This window comes from Aureimonas sp. SA4125, assembly GCF_019973775.1.
GTDB lineage: Bacteria > Pseudomonadota > Alphaproteobacteria > Rhizobiales > Rhizobiaceae > Plantimonas.
The window spans coordinates 22664-42884 of record NZ_AP025033.1 but is presented as its reverse complement, the minus strand read 5'-3'; the positions used below and the strand labels follow the sequence as shown (position 1 = coordinate 42884).

General features: G+C 60.9%; 15 protein-coding genes and 3 pseudogenes. 7 read left to right on the top strand and 11 right to left on the bottom strand.

The window, feature by feature from the left end:
• The first annotated feature begins 105 nt into the window (after positions 1-105).
• Together Sa4125_RS23675 and traG are read left to right on the top strand one after the other, a co-directional pair.
• Positions 106-321, top strand: a complete 216-nt coding sequence (locus Sa4125_RS23675) for a type IV conjugative transfer system coupling protein TraD (protein ID WP_224008582.1) — start codon at positions 106-108, stop codon at positions 319-321.
• The gene (traG, locus tag Sa4125_RS23670) at positions 308-2239 is read left to right on the top strand and encodes a Ti-type conjugative transfer system protein TraG (protein WP_224008506.1); all 1932 of its coding nucleotides are present in this window, start codon (positions 308-310) and stop codon (positions 2237-2239) included. The genes Sa4125_RS23675 and traG overlap by 14 nt, the downstream gene beginning before the upstream one ends.
• A gap of 394 nt (positions 2240-2633) precedes the next feature.
• Here the strand turns inward: traG and Sa4125_RS23665 are convergent, their stop codons facing one another.
• From Sa4125_RS23665 to Sa4125_RS23620, 10 genes are all read right to left on the bottom strand, one after another.
• Positions 2634-4196, bottom strand: coding sequence for a carboxylesterase family protein (locus Sa4125_RS23665; RefSeq protein WP_224008503.1), 1563 nt, complete (start codon positions 4194-4196; stop codon positions 2634-2636).
• A gap of 123 nt (positions 4197-4319) precedes the next feature.
• Positions 4320-5057: an SDR family NAD(P)-dependent oxidoreductase gene (locus tag Sa4125_RS23660; protein ID WP_224008500.1), complete on the bottom strand. Its 738-nt coding sequence runs from the start codon at positions 5055-5057 to the stop codon at positions 4320-4322.
• A complete protein-coding gene (locus tag Sa4125_RS23655) occupies positions 5057-5494 on the bottom strand; it encodes a MaoC/PaaZ C-terminal domain-containing protein (RefSeq protein WP_224008497.1) in 438 nt (145 codons plus the stop codon). Before Sa4125_RS23655 ends, Sa4125_RS23660 begins: the two co-directional genes overlap by 1 nt.
• A gap of 7 nt (positions 5495-5501) precedes the next feature.
• Positions 5502-5909: an OB-fold domain-containing protein gene (locus tag Sa4125_RS23650; RefSeq protein WP_224008495.1), complete on the bottom strand. Its 408-nt coding sequence runs from the start codon at positions 5907-5909 to the stop codon at positions 5502-5504.
• The gene (locus Sa4125_RS23645; protein WP_224008492.1) at positions 5906-7084 is read right to left on the bottom strand and encodes a hypothetical protein; all 1179 of its coding nucleotides are present in this window, start codon (positions 7082-7084) and stop codon (positions 5906-5908) included. Before Sa4125_RS23645 ends, Sa4125_RS23650 begins: the two co-directional genes overlap by 4 nt.
• The gene (locus Sa4125_RS23640; RefSeq protein ID WP_224008489.1) at positions 7081-8805 is read right to left on the bottom strand and encodes an ABC transporter permease subunit; all 1725 of its coding nucleotides are present in this window, start codon (positions 8803-8805) and stop codon (positions 7081-7083) included. Before Sa4125_RS23640 ends, Sa4125_RS23645 begins: the two co-directional genes overlap by 4 nt.
• Positions 8802-10349: a carboxyl transferase domain-containing protein gene (locus Sa4125_RS23635; RefSeq protein ID WP_224008486.1), complete on the bottom strand. Its 1548-nt coding sequence runs from the start codon at positions 10347-10349 to the stop codon at positions 8802-8804. Before Sa4125_RS23635 ends, Sa4125_RS23640 begins: the two co-directional genes overlap by 4 nt.
• Before the next feature lie 15 nt (positions 10350-10364).
• The gene (locus Sa4125_RS23630; RefSeq protein ID WP_224008484.1) at positions 10365-11930 is read right to left on the bottom strand and encodes an AMP-binding protein; all 1566 of its coding nucleotides are present in this window, start codon (positions 11928-11930) and stop codon (positions 10365-10367) included.
• Positions 11931-11959: 29 nt separating this feature from the next.
• A complete protein-coding gene (locus Sa4125_RS23625; protein ID WP_224008481.1) occupies positions 11960-12610 on the bottom strand; it encodes a TetR/AcrR family transcriptional regulator in 651 nt (216 codons plus the stop codon).
• A 14-nt stretch (positions 12611-12624) separates the two neighbouring features.
• Positions 12625-13716, bottom strand: a complete 1092-nt coding sequence (locus Sa4125_RS23620) for an extracellular solute-binding protein (protein WP_224008479.1) — start codon at positions 13714-13716, stop codon at positions 12625-12627.
• A 195-nt stretch (positions 13717-13911) separates the two neighbouring features.
• On the opposite strand from Sa4125_RS23620, the gene Sa4125_RS23615 reads away from it, so the two are divergent.
• The 5 genes and pseudogenes from Sa4125_RS23615 to Sa4125_RS23595 all read left to right on the top strand — a co-directional run.
• Entirely contained in the window at positions 13912-15054 is a 1143-nt protein-coding gene (locus tag Sa4125_RS23615) for an ABC transporter ATP-binding protein (protein WP_224008477.1), read from the top strand.
• 20 nt (positions 15055-15074) lie between these two features.
• Entirely contained in the window at positions 15075-16760 is a 1686-nt protein-coding gene (locus Sa4125_RS23610) for a biotin carboxylase N-terminal domain-containing protein (RefSeq protein ID WP_224008475.1), read from the top strand.
• Between the two features lie 164 nt (positions 16761-16924).
• A pseudogene (locus Sa4125_RS23605) lies at positions 16925-17059 on the top strand (IS5/IS1182 family transposase); the annotation flags it as partial.
• A gap of 113 nt (positions 17060-17172) precedes the next feature.
• Positions 17173-18378 (top strand): annotated as a pseudogene (locus Sa4125_RS23600) (IS256 family transposase).
• 55 nt (positions 18379-18433) lie between these two features.
• Positions 18434-19136: pseudogene (locus Sa4125_RS23595) on the top strand (IS5 family transposase); the annotation flags it as partial.
• 112 nt (positions 19137-19248) lie between these two features.
• On the opposite strand, the gene Sa4125_RS23590 reads toward Sa4125_RS23595, so the two are convergent.
• Positions 19249-20190 carry a GntR family transcriptional regulator gene (locus Sa4125_RS23590; protein WP_224008473.1) on the bottom strand — a complete coding sequence of 314 codons (942 nt, stop codon included), beginning with the start codon at positions 20188-20190 and terminating at the stop codon, positions 19249-19251.
• Positions 20191-20221 lie beyond the last annotated feature (31 nt).

Genomic DNA, 20221 nt, shown 5'->3' with positions numbered 1-20221 from the left:
CGGGTGGAAATCAACAGGGTGGAAATGGAAAGACTGCCAAGCCGTCAGCCACCGCGACGGTCCCGTCTGGCCCGCCTCCGGGCCCAATTGCTGAGGCTTGAGCGAATGCACCGATCGAGCCAGAGCGACGACCGGAAGAAGGACACCCGCGAGAAAATCCAGCTCGGCGGTCTCATTGTGAAGGCGGGTCTGCGCTACGAAAAGCGTGCGCTGCTCCTCGGACTCCTGATCGACGCCGCTGGGCGGCTGAAGGGGAATGGCGAGGAACGTGATCGTCTGACGGCAATCGGCGCAAAGGTGTTCGGCGATGAAGCCGAGTAGGCTCGCGCTGCTGGTCGCACCGCCGGTGATGATGGTCGGGGCCTGCGTCGGCTTCACCGGGATGGAAAGCACTCTAGCCGCCTTCGGATCGACGACGACGGCTCAGCGAACTTTCGGGCAGATCGGCATCGCCTTGCCCTACATCGCCGGCGGAGCTATCGGGTTCGTCTTCCTTTTTGCCTGTGCCGGGTCTGTTGCGATCCGCGCAGCAGGATGGGGAGCTTTCCTCGGGTCCAGCGCCATCGTCGTCCTCGCCACGATGCGCGAAGCCGCACGGGTTCACGCCTTCACCGATCGACTGCCGGCAGGAGAACAGATCATCGGCTATGTCGATCCCGCGACGGTGGGCGGCGGCGCGGTCGCGCTTCTCTGCGGGGTGTTTGCACTGCGCGTCGCCCTCAAGGGCAATGCAGCCTTCGCCGAGCCGCGACCGCGGCGTCTTCGCGGCAAACGCGCGGTCCATGGCGAATCCGACTGGATGAGCATGACGGATGCGGGTCGGCTCTTGCCCGACGCGGGCGGCATCGTCGTCGGTGAGCGGTCCCGCGTCGACAAGGACAGCGTGGCGAACCGATCGTTTCGTGCGGACGATCGCGACACATGGGGCGGTGGCGGACGCGCTTCCCTCCTCTGCTTCGACGGCGCTTTCGGCTCGACCCACGGCATCGTCTTCGCCGGCTCCGGTGGCTTTAAGACGACCTCCGTCACGATCCCGACCGCGCTCAAATGGGGATCGGCCCTCGTCGCGCTCGATCCCTCGAACGAAGTAGCGCCAATGGTCTCGGCGCATCGCCGCGCCGCGGGCCGCGGCGTCTTCGTCCTCGATCCCAAGTCGCCCGAGATCGGTTTCAACGCGCTCGATTGGATCGGGCGTCATGGCGGCACCAAGGAAGAGGATATCGCGAGCGTCGCCTCCTGGATCATCACCGACATGCCGAGGGCTGGCTCTGCCCATGACGACTTCTTCCGCGCCTCCGCCTTGCAGCTTCTGACGGCGCTCATCGCCGACGTGTGTCTCTCCGGGCACACCGAGCCGGAGCACCAGCACCTGCGGCAGGTCCGCGCGAACCTCGCCGAGCCGGAGCCAAAACTTCGCGGCCGTCTCCAAGCGATCTACGACAGCTCTGAATCCGACTTCGTGAAAGAGAATGTCGCGCCGTTCATCGCGATGACGCCCGAGACTTTTTCCGGGGTCTACGCCAATGCCGTGAAGGAGACTCACTGGCTGAGCTATGCCAACTATGCAGCCATCGTCTCCGGCTCCAGCTTCACCACCGAGGAGTTAGCGACGGGCGGCATCGACGTATTCATCAATCTCGACCTGAAAACGCTGGAGAACCATCCGGGGCTCGCACGCGTCATCATCGGCTCCTTCCTCAACGCGATCTACAACCGCAACGGTGCGGTGCGCGATCGCACCCTCTTCCTCCTCGACGAGGTCGCCCGTCTTGGCTATCTCCGCATCCTCGAGACCGCACGAGACGCCGGGCGCAAATACGGCATCACGCTGGTGATGCTCTTCCAGTCGATCGGCCAGATGCGCGAGGCTTATGGCGGCCGCGACGCCAGCTCGAAATGGTTTGAATCCGTCTCCTGGATGTCGTTCGCTGCGATCAACGATCCCGAGACCGCCGACTACATCTCGAAGCGATGCGGTGACACCACGATCGAGGTCGACCAGATCAGCCGAAGCTCCAAGATGGGCGGCTCGTCGCGGACGCGTTCGAAGCAGCTGTCGCGCCGTCCGCTGATCCTGCCGCACGAGGTCATGCAGATGCGCGCCGACGAGCAGATCGTCTTCACGGCAGGCAATCCGCCGCTTCGCTGCGGGCGGGCGATCTACTTCCGGCGCAGGGACATGAGCGCCTGTGTCGGTGAGAACCGGTTTCATCGGAAAGAGGCGGAAAGGAACCCGTAAACGGCACATGAGCCGTCTTATGAACGTCCGTCGAGCCGAAATCCAAAGGCGCCTGCTGACGTCTCGCCGAAATGAGCTGGATCGTGTATGGTGTTACGACAGGCGAGCCGGTCAGAGAAAAGATATCAGGTTCCATAAGCTATATTATGCAATCGTCAATTTCACATTTGAAAATTGCTACTTAACTCAATTGAAAGCCTCGGTCAGCTCTCTTTAGCTCGCTGAAACGATAGGGCCAGGCAATAGCCACGACAAAGTCAGCGTCTTCGACTGCCCACAGAACAGAGATCACGAAGACACTTGATGGAAGGGACGATGGCGACATCCGGAAACATGCGATCGGTTGCCCGATGCTTTCAACTCTCCGCTTCGAATAAACTCGCGATTGCGCCAATCACAGGTTGAGATTGTATCCGTTCCAGAATTCGCAGTGATGCTCTTTGCGTGCGTTCCAGTTCGGGTCGAGCGGGGTGGCAAAATTCATGACTGACTGCGACGACTCCGGAAGAGGTTTCCATAAAGGGAGTTTGCCGTCGTTGGGATCGCCGTCGGCCGCGAAGCTTGTGAGATAGGCACGCATCTTGGCGGAAAGGTCGAGGATGTTCGCGGAAACCGGCGACGAGAAATTGCTGAACCAGTAGTCGTGATCGACAGCATGATAGTTGCCGATGTCACCGTACCAGGCCGGAACCTCGAATGGCGGCGGCGGATTGATCTTCGATGCAAACTGGAAGACCCATACCCGCGGATCATGTTTCACCATGCTGTCGGCGAGCTTCAGCTGCTGGCAAGCGATCGTGAAATCAGTGCCAGTCGCAGCGTAGGCCTGTGTCGGATTTACGTAGTCCGAGAGAGGGTATTCCGCAGCAATGGCAGCCGCGGTGACCGGCTGGTCCGACATCGCAGAATTGAATGCTGCGGCCGACTCCGCGAAATTTTCCGCAGTTTTTGGCTCGCTGCCGAACATGTACCTGCTTTGCTCGTTCTGCGTCGTGCCGGTGATGAACGGCACTCGATTGTACCGCCCGCTTTGCAACGCGTCCTCGAGGCTTTCCGTCAGCACGACGTTGTCGATCAGTGGTACGAATTCGAACTCGCCCGGCGGCGTAGTCGCGACGACGACCCTGTCGATCGATTGCTCTCGAACACAGCCCAGCTGCTTCGCGGCGTCGCCGACACATCCCCACGTTTTCGCATCGGCAATGCCGGATTGCTCCGCCTGCGCTAGTGTACGGCCCCTCGGGTACCAGGCGCCGCTCAGTGCCACCGCTTTCTGGAACAACCCCTTGGATGAAGGTGAAGCAAGGTGCGCGAACACAGATATGCCGCCGGAAGAATATCCAAATATCGTGACATTTGCGGGATCACCTCCGAAGTTCGCGATGTTATCCTGTACCCATTTCATGGCCATCTGCTGGTCCAGAAGACCGTAGTTTCCCGAGCCGCCGCCGCCCGCGTTACTGAGCCCGGGATGCGCGAAGAATCCGAACCCATTCAGCCGATAGTTGATAGTCACGAGGATGACGTTGTTTTCCGATGCCAGCGCAGCGCCGTCCGCCATCTGCGCCGAGCCAGTGAGCAGCCCGCCTCCGTGAATGAAGAAAAGAACAGGCAGCTTCTTAGTGGCGGCTTGGTCGGGGCGATAGACGTTCAGGTAGAGGCAGTCCTCGGAACCGATAACCTTCTTGCCCTCGAGCTGTACGCATTTTGACGAGAAGCGATCAGCGTAGAGCTGTGCAGAGTGTTTTTCCGGCGCGACAGGTGCAGTCCAACGTAGGTCGCCGACTGGCGGCTTTGCATATGGAATACCGAGGTATTCGGAATATACCCCTTTACTAACTCCGATCACGGAACCTTGCGCCGTTTCCACCTTCAACGGATCGTCCTGATTTGTAGACACCGATCCTCCCGATATCGTCACACACGAAGCAATCGCAAAGCATAGGGTCAACTTCATTTCACTACTCCTTATTCGTGTAATGTCTGCCGTGCCATACACGTCTTCCAAATAATACTGTAACTCATTAATCTATCTAATATATTCGTCACGTATTCGATTCTTTATAAAAGAGTTGTCGCTCTATATTGCGGAACCGCCGTTCACTCCGAGTATCTGTCCCGTTACGTAGCTCGCATCGTCGGAAAGAAGGAAAACGATCACGGAAGCGATTTCGGAGGGGTCCGCCTCCCGTTTCATCGGAATGCTGCTTTTCCACCCGTTCCGAACTTCTTCAGGAACAGCTTCAACCATAGGCGTAGATGTCGCCCCGGGCGCTACCGCATTCGACCTGATCCCATGTCGCGCACACTCGAGTGCAACGGTCCGCGTGAGACCGACAAGACCGGATTTGGCCGCTGAATAGTTTGACTGACCGAACGCCCCCCAGCGTGACTCCGACGATAGATTCACGATCGAGCCTCCGGATGTGGTCATATGGGGAACGACCGATTGGCATCCGAGCCACGCGCCGCGGAGGTTCACGTCGACCACCGAATGCCAGTCCTCATCGGTCATCTTGAGGAGCGAACGGTCGCGGGTCAGCCCTGCATTGTTGACCAGCCCATCGATACGACCGAAATGTTCGATGATCTTTCCGACGGCTGCCGACCAGCTTTCGCGTATGGCGACATCCAGGACGACGGCAAATGCTCGGCCTCCAGAACCGTTGATCTCCTCCTCCAGTCGGTGGACGCCGCTGACATTCCGGTCAGCGAGGACAACCTGCGCTCCTTCCTCATGGAGCCTGGAAGCAGTGGCCTTGCCGATGCCCTGCGCGGCGCCTGTGACGATATAGACCTTCTCGGCGATCCCACGCATCACTCGCACCCTCCGATCATGTACCTGTTGTGGCCAGTCTGTACGATCTCGCCCCGCTGATTGACGATCGTCACCTCGACCTCGACGACGCCGCGTGTGGGCTGTTTCGAACTCGGTTTCTTCCAGGCAACCTTGTAGGTCTGTGAGATCCGGTCGCCGGGAAGGACGGGCAGCAGCATCCTTCGCTGGGTTTCCAGGAAAGCGAGTATCTTCCATTCGTCGAGTGACTTGCATCGCAGTCCCTCTCCGATCGCATGGACGAGAAGCCCATGTGCAATGCGGCCGGGATAGTCCGTGTTGTCTCGCACCCACTGGTCGTCGGTGTGGAGCGAATTGAAGTCGCCGCTGAGACCCGCGAAGTTGATTATGTCGGTCTCGGTGATGGTCCGACCTGCCGAATGGTACTCGGCCCCGACTTCGATTTCGTCGAATGTCATTTCCATTTCACGCCTTCGTAAAGCAGGGCAAGCGAAGGCCAGGGTGGATCTCACGAAAGACGACGCTCAACGGCAGATCGCAACGGAGCTGGTCTTCCGGAACATCGACGACCCAACTTGTCAGGCGTGGCCCCTCCTCGAGCTCGACGATGCCGATGACGAATGGGACGAAAGTCGAGAACTGGGGATGCACGGAACGCTTTACGACCGTGAACGAATAGAGCGTGGCTCGTCCCGACGCCCTGACCCAATCCGGTGCCCGGTCGGGGACGCCGACGACATGGGCTCGGGGGTACATCTGGTGATTGCCGGTGAGCGGATCTAGCTGGATCAGAAGCTCGCCCCGGTCCACCGCCTCGAACCAGACGGTGGATACTTCGTCCCGAACGGGAAGAACCGAACCCATCTCTATCATCTCGTCGCTCCCAGTAGGAGTGTAGCCGTCGCGGACAGCCAACCTCCCGTTCCATTGACAAGGCACAGCTCGGGAGACTCCAACTGCACGCCGGGGCTTTCTCCACGAAGCTGGCGGACGCCCTCGATGACGGCGTACATTCCACGCCTGCCGGAATGGTTCGAGGAGAGTCCGCCCCCGTCCGTGTTGATGCGCAGTCTTCCCGACGGCCCTATGCCACCGCTCGCCAGAAAATCGCCCACCTCCCCCCGTGGAACGAGTCCGAGGGCTTCGAGGCTGAGAGCCACAGTGATGGTGAACGAGTCGTAGATCTGGGCGACGCGGATATCGGCCGGTGCGACGCCTGCCGTTTCGAAGGCACGCCGGCCCGAACGTTCCGCGCTCGTGGTGGTCAGTTCCGCCATCTGGTTCATCTGACCGTGGCTGACGGCCTCGCCGAACCCGAGGACGCTCGGACCGCCGCGGCGCGTATCTCGGGCACGCTCGCGCGACGTGATCACGATGGCTCCACCGGAGTCGCTGACGACGCAGCAGTCAAGCTTGTGCAGCGGCGTCGAGATCATGGTGGACGACAGCACGTGGTCGACCGTGATCGGATCGCGGTACATCGCGTCGGGATTCCGGTGCGCGTTCGACCGAGCCTGAACCGCCACTTCGGCGAGGTGTTCGGCGCGCAGTCCATAGCGGTGCATGTAGCGTGTCGCCGCGAGTGCATACGCGGAGATCGTGGACATGCCGAACGGAACCTCGTACTGCCCCGGCCCCGTCGGACCGGTATTGAAATCCGTCGCCGGCAGCGGCCAGGAGCGGCCGCAGGAAGCGTAGCTGACCACGACGACCTCGCAGAGTCCGGCTTGAATCGCGGCCACCGCGTGACCGACGTGACTGAGGGTCGCCGCGCCTCCGATGTCGGTCCCATCAACCCATGCCGGTTCGAGGCCCACGTACTCCGCGATCTCGACGACGTTCAGCTGCCAGCCGGCTTCCGACGGGAACGATGCCGCCGTGGCGAATCCGTCCACGTCCGCAACCGTCAGGCCAGCATCGGCAAGCGCCGCGGCGATGACTTCCGCATGGATCTGGTACGGATGGACGTTGGGTGACTTGCGTCGCGGGGACTCGTATGCGCCGACGATATTGACGGAGCCGCTGGGAAAGCGGTTTCGGGATATCATGTCTTCAACACCTTGGTTACACGACGGCTGGAACTGATCGCCTGAATTCCGAGAAAGACCGTCGCGATCAGCACTGGGACCGTCACAATCGCGGCGACCGCGGAGACGGCCGGCGTAATGCCACTCTTCAGGAAGGAGTAGATCGCGACCGGTAGCGACTTATCGAGTTCCGTCTGGAACATCGCCAGGACGGCCTCGTCCCACGAGGTCACGAACGAAATTACCAAGGATCCGACGAGGGCGGGAACCATGCTGGGGACGATGATCGACCAGAATGTCCTGCTGCCGCTTGCGCCCATGGTCCAGGCCGCCTGTTCCACGGAAACGTCCATCGAAGACAGTCCATTGGCCAGAACCAGGAAGGTCAGTGGCAAGCAGAGGACGGTATGTGCGAGAACCAGTCCCACGTCGCTGCCGAGAAGTCCCATGCGACCCTGGACGTCGTAAACGCCGATGCCCAGCAGAATCACCGGGACGATCAACGGCATGATAGCCACTGCCTGGATCGCCATTCGCCAGAAAGACGAGGTGATGCGCGTTCCCATCCTGGCCAGGGAAAGCCCGCAGAGGGTCGAGACGATGGCCGTCATGAGACCGACCCGTACACTCTTGAAGAATGCTTCGTACCAAAGCGGCGTCGTCAGCACCTCGTGGAACCACCTCCAGCTAAAGCCGACCGGGGGAAACCGGATCTGCGTCGTTTCGGTGAAGGCCGTCGGGATCACGACGATCAGCGGCGCCACGAGAAGAACCAGGACGAGGACGAGGACGAGGACGCAGGCGACGGTGACGGGTGTCGTCCGCAAGGGGTCCGCGGCAGCGGTCCCGCGAGAGCCCTGCTGGACCGGCGACAGGATGCCCTTGCCCCCGAGACGAAGAGCGACAAGGTATCCGACGGTGGAGACCGCGAGAAGAACCACTCCCATCGCGGCAGCTTCTCCCCACTGGTAGGATTGAACCTGCTGCTGGATGAAGATGGGGATCGTGAGATTGCGCGGCCCACCCAGAATGGCCGGCGTCAGAAAAAATCCGAGAGAAAGAACGAACGTGAGGACGGTTCCGCTGAGAAGTGCGGGACGCACCTGCGGGAAGTAGATCTCCGTGAAGACGCGACGTTCGGAAGCGCCCATCGTACGGGCCGCCGTCAGCAGCGAATTGTCAATCGCCGTCATGGCGGAAACGAGGATCAGTACCAGGTACGGCAACAGGTAAGCGACCATGCCTGTTACGGTTGCAAACGTGTTGTAAAGCAGCTGGAACGGGCCAACACCAAGCGATCCGAGAGCGGAGTTGACGATGCCCTGTTGGCCGAGAATTGTAGTGAACGCAAAAAGCCGGACGATGATGGAAACCCAGAAGGGCATCAGGATGATCACCATCATCAAGGACGAGATACGCCGGGACAGCCGCGAAATGACGTAGGCTGATGGGAAGGCCAATGCGACAGTGATGAGCGTCGCCACCGACGACAGCATCACGCTGTGCAGAACGACCTGGCGAAGGAGATCGTCCTCTGCGATCGCAAGATAGTGGCCCCAGTAGATCCCGTCTCCAAGCGCCGCTCGGCCCTTCTCGTTGAGACTGCGCAGCACGATGCTCGCGAGGGGCCAGACCAGGGAGAAGATGAAGATGACGAGTGTCGGCGTCAGAAGGAGGGCCGCCCGCCAGGGCCACTTTCCCGCCCCCGAGGACACCAGCGGCATCGCGGGCGCGCCGGTCATGCCGCTGGCCCAGAGATCGGGCGACGGTAAGCCAGTTTCAGCAACCGCGCCAGGAACCGCCTCGTGTCGCGAGGATCGATCATCTCCTCGGCGGCGAAATTCTCCATGGCCCTCCAGACGGACGTCTGCGCCTCGAAACGCTTGGTCAGCTCCTGCTTCAGGGCCTCCCGAGCTTCCGGCGGCACGGAGTCGAGCTCTCCCCGGAACGCAGCTTCAACTCCGCCCTCGATCGGCATGTCCCCCCAAGAGGCGCTGGGCCAACACAGGCGGATGCTCATCGGATTGGCGCTGCCGGTGGCGACGCCTCCCAGTCCGTAGGACCTTCTGACCTGCACCGTGTAGACGGGAACGGCGGCCTGCTGGATTGCCCGGAGGGCCATCGCGCCGAACTTCAGGACGCCGGCCTCCTCTGCCTTCGGTCCGACCAGGAAGCCCGGCACGTCCACGAAATAGGCGATGGGAATATGGAAGCGGTCGCAAAGTTCGACGAACTTCGCCTGTTTCAGTGAAGACGACACGTCCAGCGAGCCTGCCAGAAACCGGTTGTCGGAGGCCAGCACGCCCACCGTATGTCCCTCGATCCGGGCCATGCCGGTTCGCAAGGAGCGGCCGTAGTCGGGCGAGATTTCGAAGAAGCTGTCGACGTCGACGATGCAACGGATGAGGGCATGAACGTCGTAGGTCCGCCGCGCACTCGGCGGCACTATTGCAAGCAGGTCGTCCTGTTCGTTCGCCGACCATTGCGCCGATATCGCCGAACGCTCGCCGACATGGTCGGGCAGGTAGGAAAGCATGCGACGGACGGCTTGCAGAGCGGCGTCCTCGTTCTCGACCTGATTGTCGATCAGGCCCGAGGTGCGGGTATGGATGTCGGCGCCGCCCAGGGCGAACTTGTCGATGTCGAGTCCGAGCGCCTGCTTGACGACCGGCGGACCTCCCGCAAAGAGGCAGCCGTTGTCCTTCGTCATCACCGAGAAATGCGAGATGTGAGCACGCGCAGCCGAACTGCCGGCGGTCGGACCGAGTACCGCCGCGAGAACCGGGACCTTTTCCATGAGGTCGAACATAGGGAAGGTCGAGTTTGCCGATTGCAACTCCGGATAACCGATCCGGTCCTGCAGGATCACCGAGCCGCCGACGCCGTTGATCAACATGACGAGCGGTAGTCGGTACCCGAGGGCGAACTCCTCGATGAAGCCGCCCCATCCTCCCTTGTATCGCGGAAGATGCACTCCCGTTCCGCCTCCTTCGACGCAGTAGTCCTCTGCCCCGACCGCAACCTGTCGACCGTCGATCTCACAGATCCCGCAGACGTAGGTCGAGGCGAGCAGCGATCCTTCTTCCGTCGGCGTCGTTACGAACGTGCCGATCTCGAGGAACGTGCCGGCGTCGACGAGCTTCAGGATCCGCTCGCGGGCGGTGGACCGGTTGTAACGGTGCTCGCGGGCCACACGCTCGGCGCCGCCCGACGCGAAGGCGACCGTCCGGCGCTCCTCGAGAACCTGAAGGAGGGCAGTCCATTCGGCATGCGGTGATGGTGACAATACTGCGCCCTCCACTCAAGCGACGGAAACAAGTTCGGTGCAGATCCGGGCCAGTTCGGCCTTGTCGACCTTTGTGTCGTTTCTGATCGGAAACGCGTCCATGAAGAAGAGATGACGCGGCTTCTTGTAGGAAGCGAGCGCCTGCAAGGTAAAGCTGAGGATGTCGTCCTTGCCGACGTCCATGCCTTGACGAGAAAGGACACAGGCGCACACGGCTTCGCCGAACTCGGCATCGGGAATTCCGACCACGGCGACATCCAGTACGGCCGAGTGCCGCCGGATGGCGTTCTCGATCTCGGCCGGATAGATGTTCTGGCTCTTCGAGATGATGAGGTCCTTCGTGCGACCGACAATGAAGATCCAGCCGTCTTCGTCCATCCGGGCTAGGTCGCCGATCTTCAGCCAGCCGTCGCGCACGGTTTCGGCGTCTAGCTGCGGAGCGTTCCAGTAGTTCTTCATGACCGCTGGACCGGCGGTCCAGACCTCGCCGATCTCTCCAGGGGCAACGTCGCGACCCTCGGTGTCCAGCAAGCGGATCGACTGACCCGGCACGATCCGACCGACAGACCCGGGATGCCTCTCGATGTCGTCGCCCTCTACCAGAGTGACCATACCGGACTCCGTCGACCCGTATACGATCGCCAGTTCGATGCCGGGCCAGCGTCGGCGGACCTCGCCCATCAGCGACGGGGGACAGTTCTCACCACCGGTGTACCACCACTTCATCGTCGAGAGCGGCAGAGGCGACAACGCGTCCGCCTCGATCATCGAGCGAAACATCGAGGGAAAGATCAGTGCGTGAGTGACTGACCATTGCGAGATGAATTGGCCAAGGCGCTCCGCGGACCAGCCCCTGCTTGGCATAATTGCCACCGTACCCCCGGCCATGAAGGTCGGGATGGAACTCTCGTTCATGGCCGCCGTGTTGTACATCGGCGCGTTGATCAGCATAACCGCCTTGTCGTCGAGGCCCCGAAACTGGACGACCTGCTGCATGGCACACCACATGACGGCCGACGAGCGTATCGCGACCCCCTTGGGCCTTCCCGTCGTGCCAGAGGTGTAGAGCACCATCTGCACTTCGTTTGGTGAGGTGCATGAATAGGGATCGGGGTGGAGCGCCAGACGATCGTAGTCATCTCCGCCCGAATTGCTTTCCAACGCGACGATCGCAGGCGACCAGTCAAGACCCGCGACCGCCTCACAGAGGACTGCCGCAAGATCGGTCTCGGTGAAGATCACCTTCGACTGGCTGTCTTCGAGGATGGAGGAGATCTCCGAGGCGGTGAGACGGAAACTGACGGGAACGAGGGTCAGACCAGCATAGGCGCAGGCGAAATAAAGCTCGAATATTTCGCCGCGGTTGAACATCAGGGTCGCCACGCGATCCCCCGATTGCAAGCCCATCGAGCGCAGGGCTCCGGCAAGGCGGAGGGAACGGTTACGCAACTCCCCGTAAGTACAGGAACCACTCTCCCAGATGAGTGCCAGCTTTTCAGGAGAATGGAACGCCTGAGGACCGAAGTCCCCAAGAATTGTCGACACGCCGCTACCCGGCCCGGAGACCTCGATGAATGACATCGTACCTGCCTTGAAATTATATGGGAAAGTCAGGCCACTTTGCGGGACCGGTCGATAGCGAGAGTTCTCACGTCCTCATCGAATGCCGCCTGATTGCAAAGGCACCGGATCCAGTATCGAACCGGCGACTGCTCTCGCAGCCTCGTCATAACCGCCGGATCGAGCAGCGCCTGCATGCTCAACCCGTCAGCGAGCCCGGCGAGGTCACGCGAGATCTGCTTGGGATCCAAATCCGAAGGCATGTCGCCAGTTTCCTGCGCACGACGGATCGCGCGGGTTATCGACTTCCGCCAGCCATCCAGATAGCTCCGGACCTCGCTTTCAAGCTCCCCCTCCTTCATGGCTTCCACGTAGAAGAAGAAGAATATCCGGCACAAGGCGAGACGCCTTCCGTCCAAGGGCATGCTGCCCTCGACGAGCTGCTCGAGCGCCGGCAAGCCGGTCAGCGATCCGAGTATCCGTGTGTTGTGCTCGGAAAGTATCTCCGCCGCCCGCCTGAGACCACCTAGAAGGAGATCCTGCCGGTTCTTGAAGTAATGGCTGATCACGCCCGTGGACCACTTCGAACGGTCCGCCACTTCACGTATCGTCGCCGCGGCAATCCCGGCTTCCGCCACGACGTCGAGAAGAACGTCGCATATTTCGCGTCGGCGTTCGTCGTGGTCCACGATGCGGGGCATGATCAGCAATAATCCTAGTTTAGCGCGATCCAGCGATTGAAACGGTCAACCACATCGGTCAGGTTCTTAGCATAGTAGCCGGCATCCTCCACGATGGCCTTGGCCTCGTTGTCGCCGGCGATTAGCCATTCCGCAAGATCATCCCCATAATCCTCCACCCCGAGTGCGGAGATGGCAGTCGTGTAGGGAATTTCGCGCACAAGCGCCTTCTGGCCTTCCAAGTCCGCGATGAAGTGTCCGATCATCGCCTGACCGGCATCCGCATTGCTGGCACCCTTGGGAACTGCGTATACGGCCTGGGAGTAGAGCGAGTCCTGCCAGACCATTGCCAACGGCGCCTTGTCGTTCCGCACCGCCCCGTATACGCGACCACTCCATGCGACGCCGATCGAGCAGTCGCCGCTCGAAATGAGACGCACTGCTTCGTCACCATTGCCCCACCAGAGAGTCTCCGACTTGATGGTGTCCAGCTTCTTGAATGCTCGATCCAGATCGAGAGGATAAAGTTCGCCGCGCCCCACGCCATCCGCCAGAAGAGCCGACTCCAGCACCGCGCCGAACTGCGGATACTTGAACATGCATCGCTTACCGGGAAAACGCTCAAGATCGTAGATATCCTTGAGGCTAGTCGGTGCGTTTGCTCCAGAGAATTTTTCCGTATTGTACGTAAGCACGATGCCGTACCGCATCACGTCGACGCCGTACTCGTCGTATGATCCAAGCTGGAGTTTCGTCACGTCCACCATCGACGGATCGAGCTTGAGCAGGTAGCCGGCGTCCCGCGCCCGGATGAAGTCACCCTTGGTCGGAAATTCGATCATGCTCCACGGTATCGTGGCGCCGCCGTCCATCGCGGCGAAGAACTTGGTCATGTCCGAATTGTAATCGCCGCGAACCGAAATTCCGGTCTCCGCAATGAAATCCTTCGTGACGGTCTCCTCTCTCGCACGCGTCGTCGCACCTCCGGACGCATCGTACCAGATCAGTTCGCCGGACACCTTGTCCCGGATCTGCGTCGATAGAACTTCCGCCGCCGTAGCGGCGCTGCAAAGCGGCATACTCACTGCACAGGCAAGGGCCACTGCGGCCATTCGGCTATACGTCATCTTTACGCCTCCGGATTGGGTGCCGATCACTGATTTAACACGGCTGTTGTACCAAGATACCAGCCGCGATCAACCAGTTTTTCAAAAAATCTAGAGAAGCGGCTTGCGGCGGGGCCTCAAAAATCTCTAAGGTCGAACAATGAGACGTCGGTCCGTCACCCGTTTTAACACGGACGTTTTAAGAAGGGACGCTCCATGAAATCCGTGGTGACATCAATTGCAGCGCCTTCAAGGCCAGCCTCGCATGGCGAAGACAACTTCAACGACATCACGGTCGAGGGAGTCGGACTTACATTCCCCAACGGATTCGTCGGGTTGAAGTCGACCGATCTACATATACCCGGCGGGACGTTCTGCACCCTTCTGGGGCCTTCCGGTTCCGGAAAGACGACATTGCTGCGCGCTATCGCGGGACTCAGCGCGCCGACCTCCGGCCGCATACGTATCGGGGACCGCGATGTCACCTCGCTACCCGTCCAGGCGCGCAACGTCGGCTTCGTCTTTCAGAACTATGCGCTCTTCCCCCACATGAACGTGGCCGAGAACATCGGCTACCCGTTGAGGCTTCACAAATGGAGCGAGGGCGACAGGGCAGCCCGCGTCAAGGAAATCCTCGAACTGATCGAACTGCCCCACCTGGCCGGCCGCGGAGTCGGCGAGTTGAGCGGTGGACAACAGCAGCGGGTTGCGATCGGCCGTGCGCTTTCCTACCGCCCTTCCCTTCTGCTTCTGGACGAACCCATGGGAGCGCTTGATCGGAGGCTTCGTCAGCAACTCGGCACCGATCTTCGCGACGTTCAGCAGCGTACGGGCATCACGGCGGTGTACGTGACCCACGATCAGGAAGAGGCCTTCATTCTTTCTGACAAGGTCGCGATCATGTCGCATGGAGAGATACTGCAGTATGCAGCGCCCGACGAACTCTACTATCGACCTCGATCTAAGTTCGTTGCTCAATTCCTCGGCGAGGCCAATCTGATCCAGGTCACCGACATCAGGCAATCGGCCGACGGTAGTCTGGAGATTGATTCCGCCCTGGGACCTTTTCTTGTTCACCAACCAGTGCCTTCTCCTGGGGTGGGGGGCAACGTGACCGCGATCGTGCGGCCCGAGGACATCAGGTTCAGGCTGGACGACATCGGAGCGCCGGACGAGATAATGCCTTTCAAGGTCGAGATCGTGCGCGACCTGTTTCTTGGCAGCAGATGCCTGGTGACGGTGCGAGCTCCGGACGGGACGCACCTGCGCGTCGAATGCGCCAAGCCCGAGCTTCCGAAGCCGGGAGCAGACGTATGGATCACATGGAAAGCCACCGCGGTGGTCCTTGTTGATCGTTGATTCGAAAGGCATCTGAACAGATGAAGAAAATTCTGATCGCCAACCGCGGCGAGATCGCGTTGCGCATTGTCCGAGCATGCCGGGATGCGGGCTACGCTTCGGTCGCTATTGTTTCCGACGTCGATAGGAATGCTCCTCATGCTCGGTTCGCCGACGAGGTCTATCATCTCGAAGGAACGTCGCCCCGGGAGACGTACCTGAACCAGGCGGCCATTCTCGACGTCGCTGCCAGGTCCTCTGCTGATGCGATCCATCCCGGTTACGGCTTCCTGGCGGAGAACGAAATCTTCGCGGCAGCAGTGATGGACGCCGGCTTAGTATGGATCGGTCCGGATGCTGCCGTCATAGCACGGCTCGGCGACAAGGTCGCTGCACGGGCCGTCGCGCGGGAAGCGGGCGTTCCAGTCCTTCCCTCGATCGACGAAAAAGCGCTGACGATCGAAACGGCCAGATCGTTCATATCCGAACACGGACTCCCGGTCATCGTGAAGGCGCAGAACGGAGGCGGAGGGCGCGGCATGCGCATCGTCCGCGAAGCCTACGAACTGGAGTCGCAGATCGCTGCAGCCGAGCGGGAAGCTGGACTCGCGTTCGGAAGGGCGCAGTGCTTTCTGGAGCGCTACGTCGAGAACGCTCGGCATGTCGAGACACAGTGCCTGGCGGACAGGCACGGGCGCGTCGTCGTGCTTTCGACGCGCGACTGCAGCCTTCAGAGACGCCAGCAGAAGCTCGTCGAGGAGGCTCCCGCGCCCTTCCTGACCGACGCGCAGAACGCAACCCTCGTGAAGGCATCGGTCGATATTTTGTCGATCGTCGGCTATTGCGGAGCTGCCACCTGCGAATATCTGGTAACGCCGGAAGGCAAGGTTTACTTCCTGGAAGTCAACACCCGCGTTCAGGTCGAGCACCCTGTTACCGAGGAGGTTACGGGGATCGACATCATTTGTGAGATGTTCCGTATCGCCGAGGGCGAGCACGTCTCCGAGCACGTTCCAGCACTTCGTGGGCACGCTATGGAGTTTCGCATCAACGCAGAGGATCCCTGGGCGGAATTTCGTCCGACACCCGGGCCGATCATGAAGCTCAACCTTCCCTCCGGTCCGGGAGTCCGGTCCGACTTCGGGTATGTTTCGGGCGATACCATTCCTCCCTACTACGACTCGCTGGTTGGCAAGCTGATCGTCACCGGGAGCGACCGGAACGAGACGATCCAAAGGGCGCGTCGCGCCTTCCGCGAGTTCGAAATCGAAGGTGTCACCACGATCGCTCCCCTGCACCGCGCAATTCTCGATCGAGATGAGTTCGCGGCTTACGACGCGGCGGACTTCAAGGTCTCCACGAAGTGGATCGACATCGAGCTGCCGGCCTTGGCGGAAGCAGCTCGGGCCTTCATCAGCGTCGCGACGCCGACAGGATCGGGTGCGTCGGACGACGACATCGTGTCTCCCTATGATACATCGGCGGTGCAAGGCGAGGCTGAACCACTTTCATACCGCAGAGGCATCAAAGCACCCCTGTCGGGGATGATCCTCGAGATCTGCGTCTCCGAGGGAGACGCTATCTCCTACGGCGACGTTCTAGCCGTGATGGAGTCCATGAAGATGGAGCAACAGGTCATCGCGGAGACTTCCGGAACCGTCACCCGGATCAACGTTCAAGAGGGCAGTTACATCGATATGGACGCGGATATCATGGGAGTGGACTGAATGCCTTACAGGGAATTCTCGGCAACGGCGGCAGACGACCAACCGCAAGCCAATGCTCTGCTGACCCTATTGCCTGGGAATGCCTAAGAGCCCGATCCGAAAGTTGTTGAGCAATACCAGTATGTTGTGATTCAGGCCGTCTTTGCGAGGAGATGGAGTGAACGATGGCATGGTCTGGTATTGCCCGGCGCGAGCATAGCCGGGAGGGGTTGCGGTATCCAAGCGATATGACGGATCGGGAGTGGATGGTGACGGCTCCGTTTATCCCAGCCGCGAAACGCGGAGGGCGGCGCCGCTCGGTAGTGTCCGCGCTCGTGGTGGAAATTCCGACATTGAAAGGTGTGGCTGAGGCGGTCACCGGATAGGGCGGCTAAGGTGGAGTTGCGAGACTTCAACCTGACCGGAGAACCCGATGACCGAGGACAGACTACCGCTTGCCGAGCTTTTTGCGAAAGCCGGGGACGGCGATTTCCTGAGAACGATAGCCGAGAGCGTGATGCAGCTCCTTATGGAGGTCGACGTTGAAGGCATGATCGGCGCCGGGCGCCACGAACGGACGCAGGAACGGGCGACTTATCGCAATGGCTACCGCGACCGCTCGCTCGACACGCGGCTCGGCTCGTTGCAGCTTCGATACCCAAGCTTCGGCAGGGCAGCTACTTCCCGCCGTTCCTGGAGCCGAGAAAGCTCTCGGAGAAGGCCTTGGTTGCCGTCATTCAGGAAGCTTGGATCAGCGGCGTTTCCACCCGGCGGGTCGACGATCTGGTACAGGCCATGGGGCTGTCGGGGATCGGCAAGAGCACCGTATCGAAGCTGTGCAAAGACATCGACGAACGCGTCGGCGGCTTCCTCGACCGTCCTCTCACTGGCGACTGGCCCTACCTCTGGCTGGATGCGACCTACCTGAAGCAGCGCGAGGGTGGACGCATCGTTTCGGTCGCCGCCATAATCGCCGTGGCCGTGAACACGGACGGCAAGCGCGAGATCGTCGGCCTTCACATCGGCCCCTCGGAAGCGGAGACGTTTTGGTCGAGCTTCCTCAAGAGCCTCGTGCGCCGCGGCCTGTCCGGCGTGAAGCTCGTGATCTCGGATGCTCACGAAGGGCTGAAAGCCGCCATTCGCCGGGTGTTCAGCGCCTCCTGGCAGCGCTGCCGGGTGCATTGATGCGCAACGCCCTGTCGTATGTCCCGAAGGCGCAGCAGAGCATGGCGGCGGCCGCGCTGCGCCAAGCCTTCGCCCAGCCCGATCGTGCTAGCGCCAGCCAGGCGCTGCGCCACGTCGCCGACCAGCTTCGGGAAAGTGTCCAAAGCTCGGGGCCTTCATCGACAACAGCGAGACCGACGTGCTGGCGCACATGGATTTTCCCAGTCAGCACCGGACCCGGATCCATTCGACGAATTCCCTGGAGCGCCTGAACAAGGAGGTGAAGCGGCGTGCCGACGTCGTCGGAATCTTCCCGAACGAGGGATCCATCATCCGGCTCATCGGCGCCGTCCTTCTCGAGGCCAACGACGAATGGCAGATCCAGAACCGCTACATGCAGACCGAACCCATGGCCGACCTCATGGCCATGGGCAACACTGCAAAACCCGAACAGATTTCCACCGAAGTCGCCTGAAACGGAGCCGCTTCAGCTACACTCAATTTCCACCACGTTGACGGACACGACCCGCCGCTCGGCGGACATGCGCGAAGTTGTGAACGCCTTGCTCTACATCGCATCGAGCGGATGTGCATGGCGGCTGTTGCCCAAATGCTTTCCGCCGGTTTCGACGGTGCGGCGCTATTTTTACGCGTGGCGCGATGCCGGTCTGTTCGATGCGATCAACATGGCGCTGGTCATGAGCCTGCGCGAAATCGAAGGACGCGAAGCCTCGCCCAGTGCCGGTGTCATCGATAGCCAGTCGGTCAAAACCACGGAAAGCGGCGGGATTTGCGGCTATGACGCCGGCAAGAAGATCAAGGGCCGCAAGCGCCATATCCTCACCGACACCTGCGGCTTCCTGGTCATGATTCTCGTGCATGCCGCCGATATTCAAGACCGGGACGGCGCCGTCGATGTTCAAGGCGATACGCCGGCGTTTCCCGTGGCTGCGCCATGTCTTCGCCGATGGCGGTTACGCCGGGCAGAAACTGCGCGACGCGATCGCCCGCCATGGCGACTGGACCATCGAGATCATCAAGCGATCAGATGTCGCCAAAGGCTTCGAGATCCTGCCTCGACGGTGGGTCGTCGAGCGCACTTTCGCGTGGCTCGGACGATGCCGCCGCCTCGCAAAAGACTGGGAAACTTCCGTCTCCTCTTCAACCGCATGGGCGCTGATCGCCTCCATCCGCATGCTTACCCGGCGAACCGCAAGATATTGCTACGCTTGAGAAACTTCTGAATCGGGCTCTAAGAAGATTTGATCGCGAGATGGCAGTTATTATCAGCGAAGGCGCTCCGGAAGCGGACTGACTGCTTTTAGCGCTAAGACCTGCAGAGCTACTAAGTGAGGATGTAGTCGACCGGTTCGGCCTTCTGAGTCTCGTTGAAGCTCGCCAGATTTCGCAGAGACTTTGCGTTGGATGACCGCAGGTGGTCATGGAGTGCCTGCTTGGCGGCATCGATGCGATCCTCGCGTACTGCCTCCACGACCGTAAGGTGTTCGTCTAGAAACGGGTCGATCAGCGCCGAGCGGCGTAGAGCAATCTGGATATGCTTGGTCGACACGAACAGCGCTCTGCCACGTTTCAACGCCTCGATAATTTCTGGGTTGGTCGAGTGCCCAAGCAGTTTTACATGGATGTCGTCCTCGAGCTCGTCCAGCGTCGCGATGTCGACCTCCGGAAAGCGCATGATTGCCGCACGGTGGCGTTCGGCGACCTCGTCCACGAGCGCCATAGGAATGCGCGCCGCCGCGTTGCCGAGCGCTACAGGCTCGAGAATCGCCCGAAGCTCGTAAAGGGCCGCCATGCGATCGAGGTTCAGCGGAACGATCCACCAGTGCGACTTCTCGCCCTTCCCGACGATCCCGACTCCTTGGGCCCGCAGTAGAATGTTGCGCGCGGCGAGGCGGCTGATGTCGTACGTGCGCGCGAGCGCCAGTTCGTTGACGCGGTACCGACCGAACAGCGAGTGCAGGATGATGTCGCGCTCGACCGCGTAGTAGATGGCGTCGGCGGGGTCGACGTCCGGCAATAGGCCATCGGTCGGTGTCGGCACCAGCATCTCCCTGGTGATCGGTATGCGCGATGGCGAAGAACCTGGGCCAACGACCAGGCCCCGTCCAGCGAAGCGGCCGACGAGTCCCTCGTTCTCCAAGGTCGCCAACGCCTGCCGAACGGGCGCGCGACTGGAGTTGAATAGAGTCGCGAGGTGGCTTTCCAGGATCACGGTTCCGGCGGGAATGCTTCCGCGGGCCATGCTCGCCCGAAGCGTCTCCGTCATGCTCGCATAGGCTGGCTTACGCTCCAACACG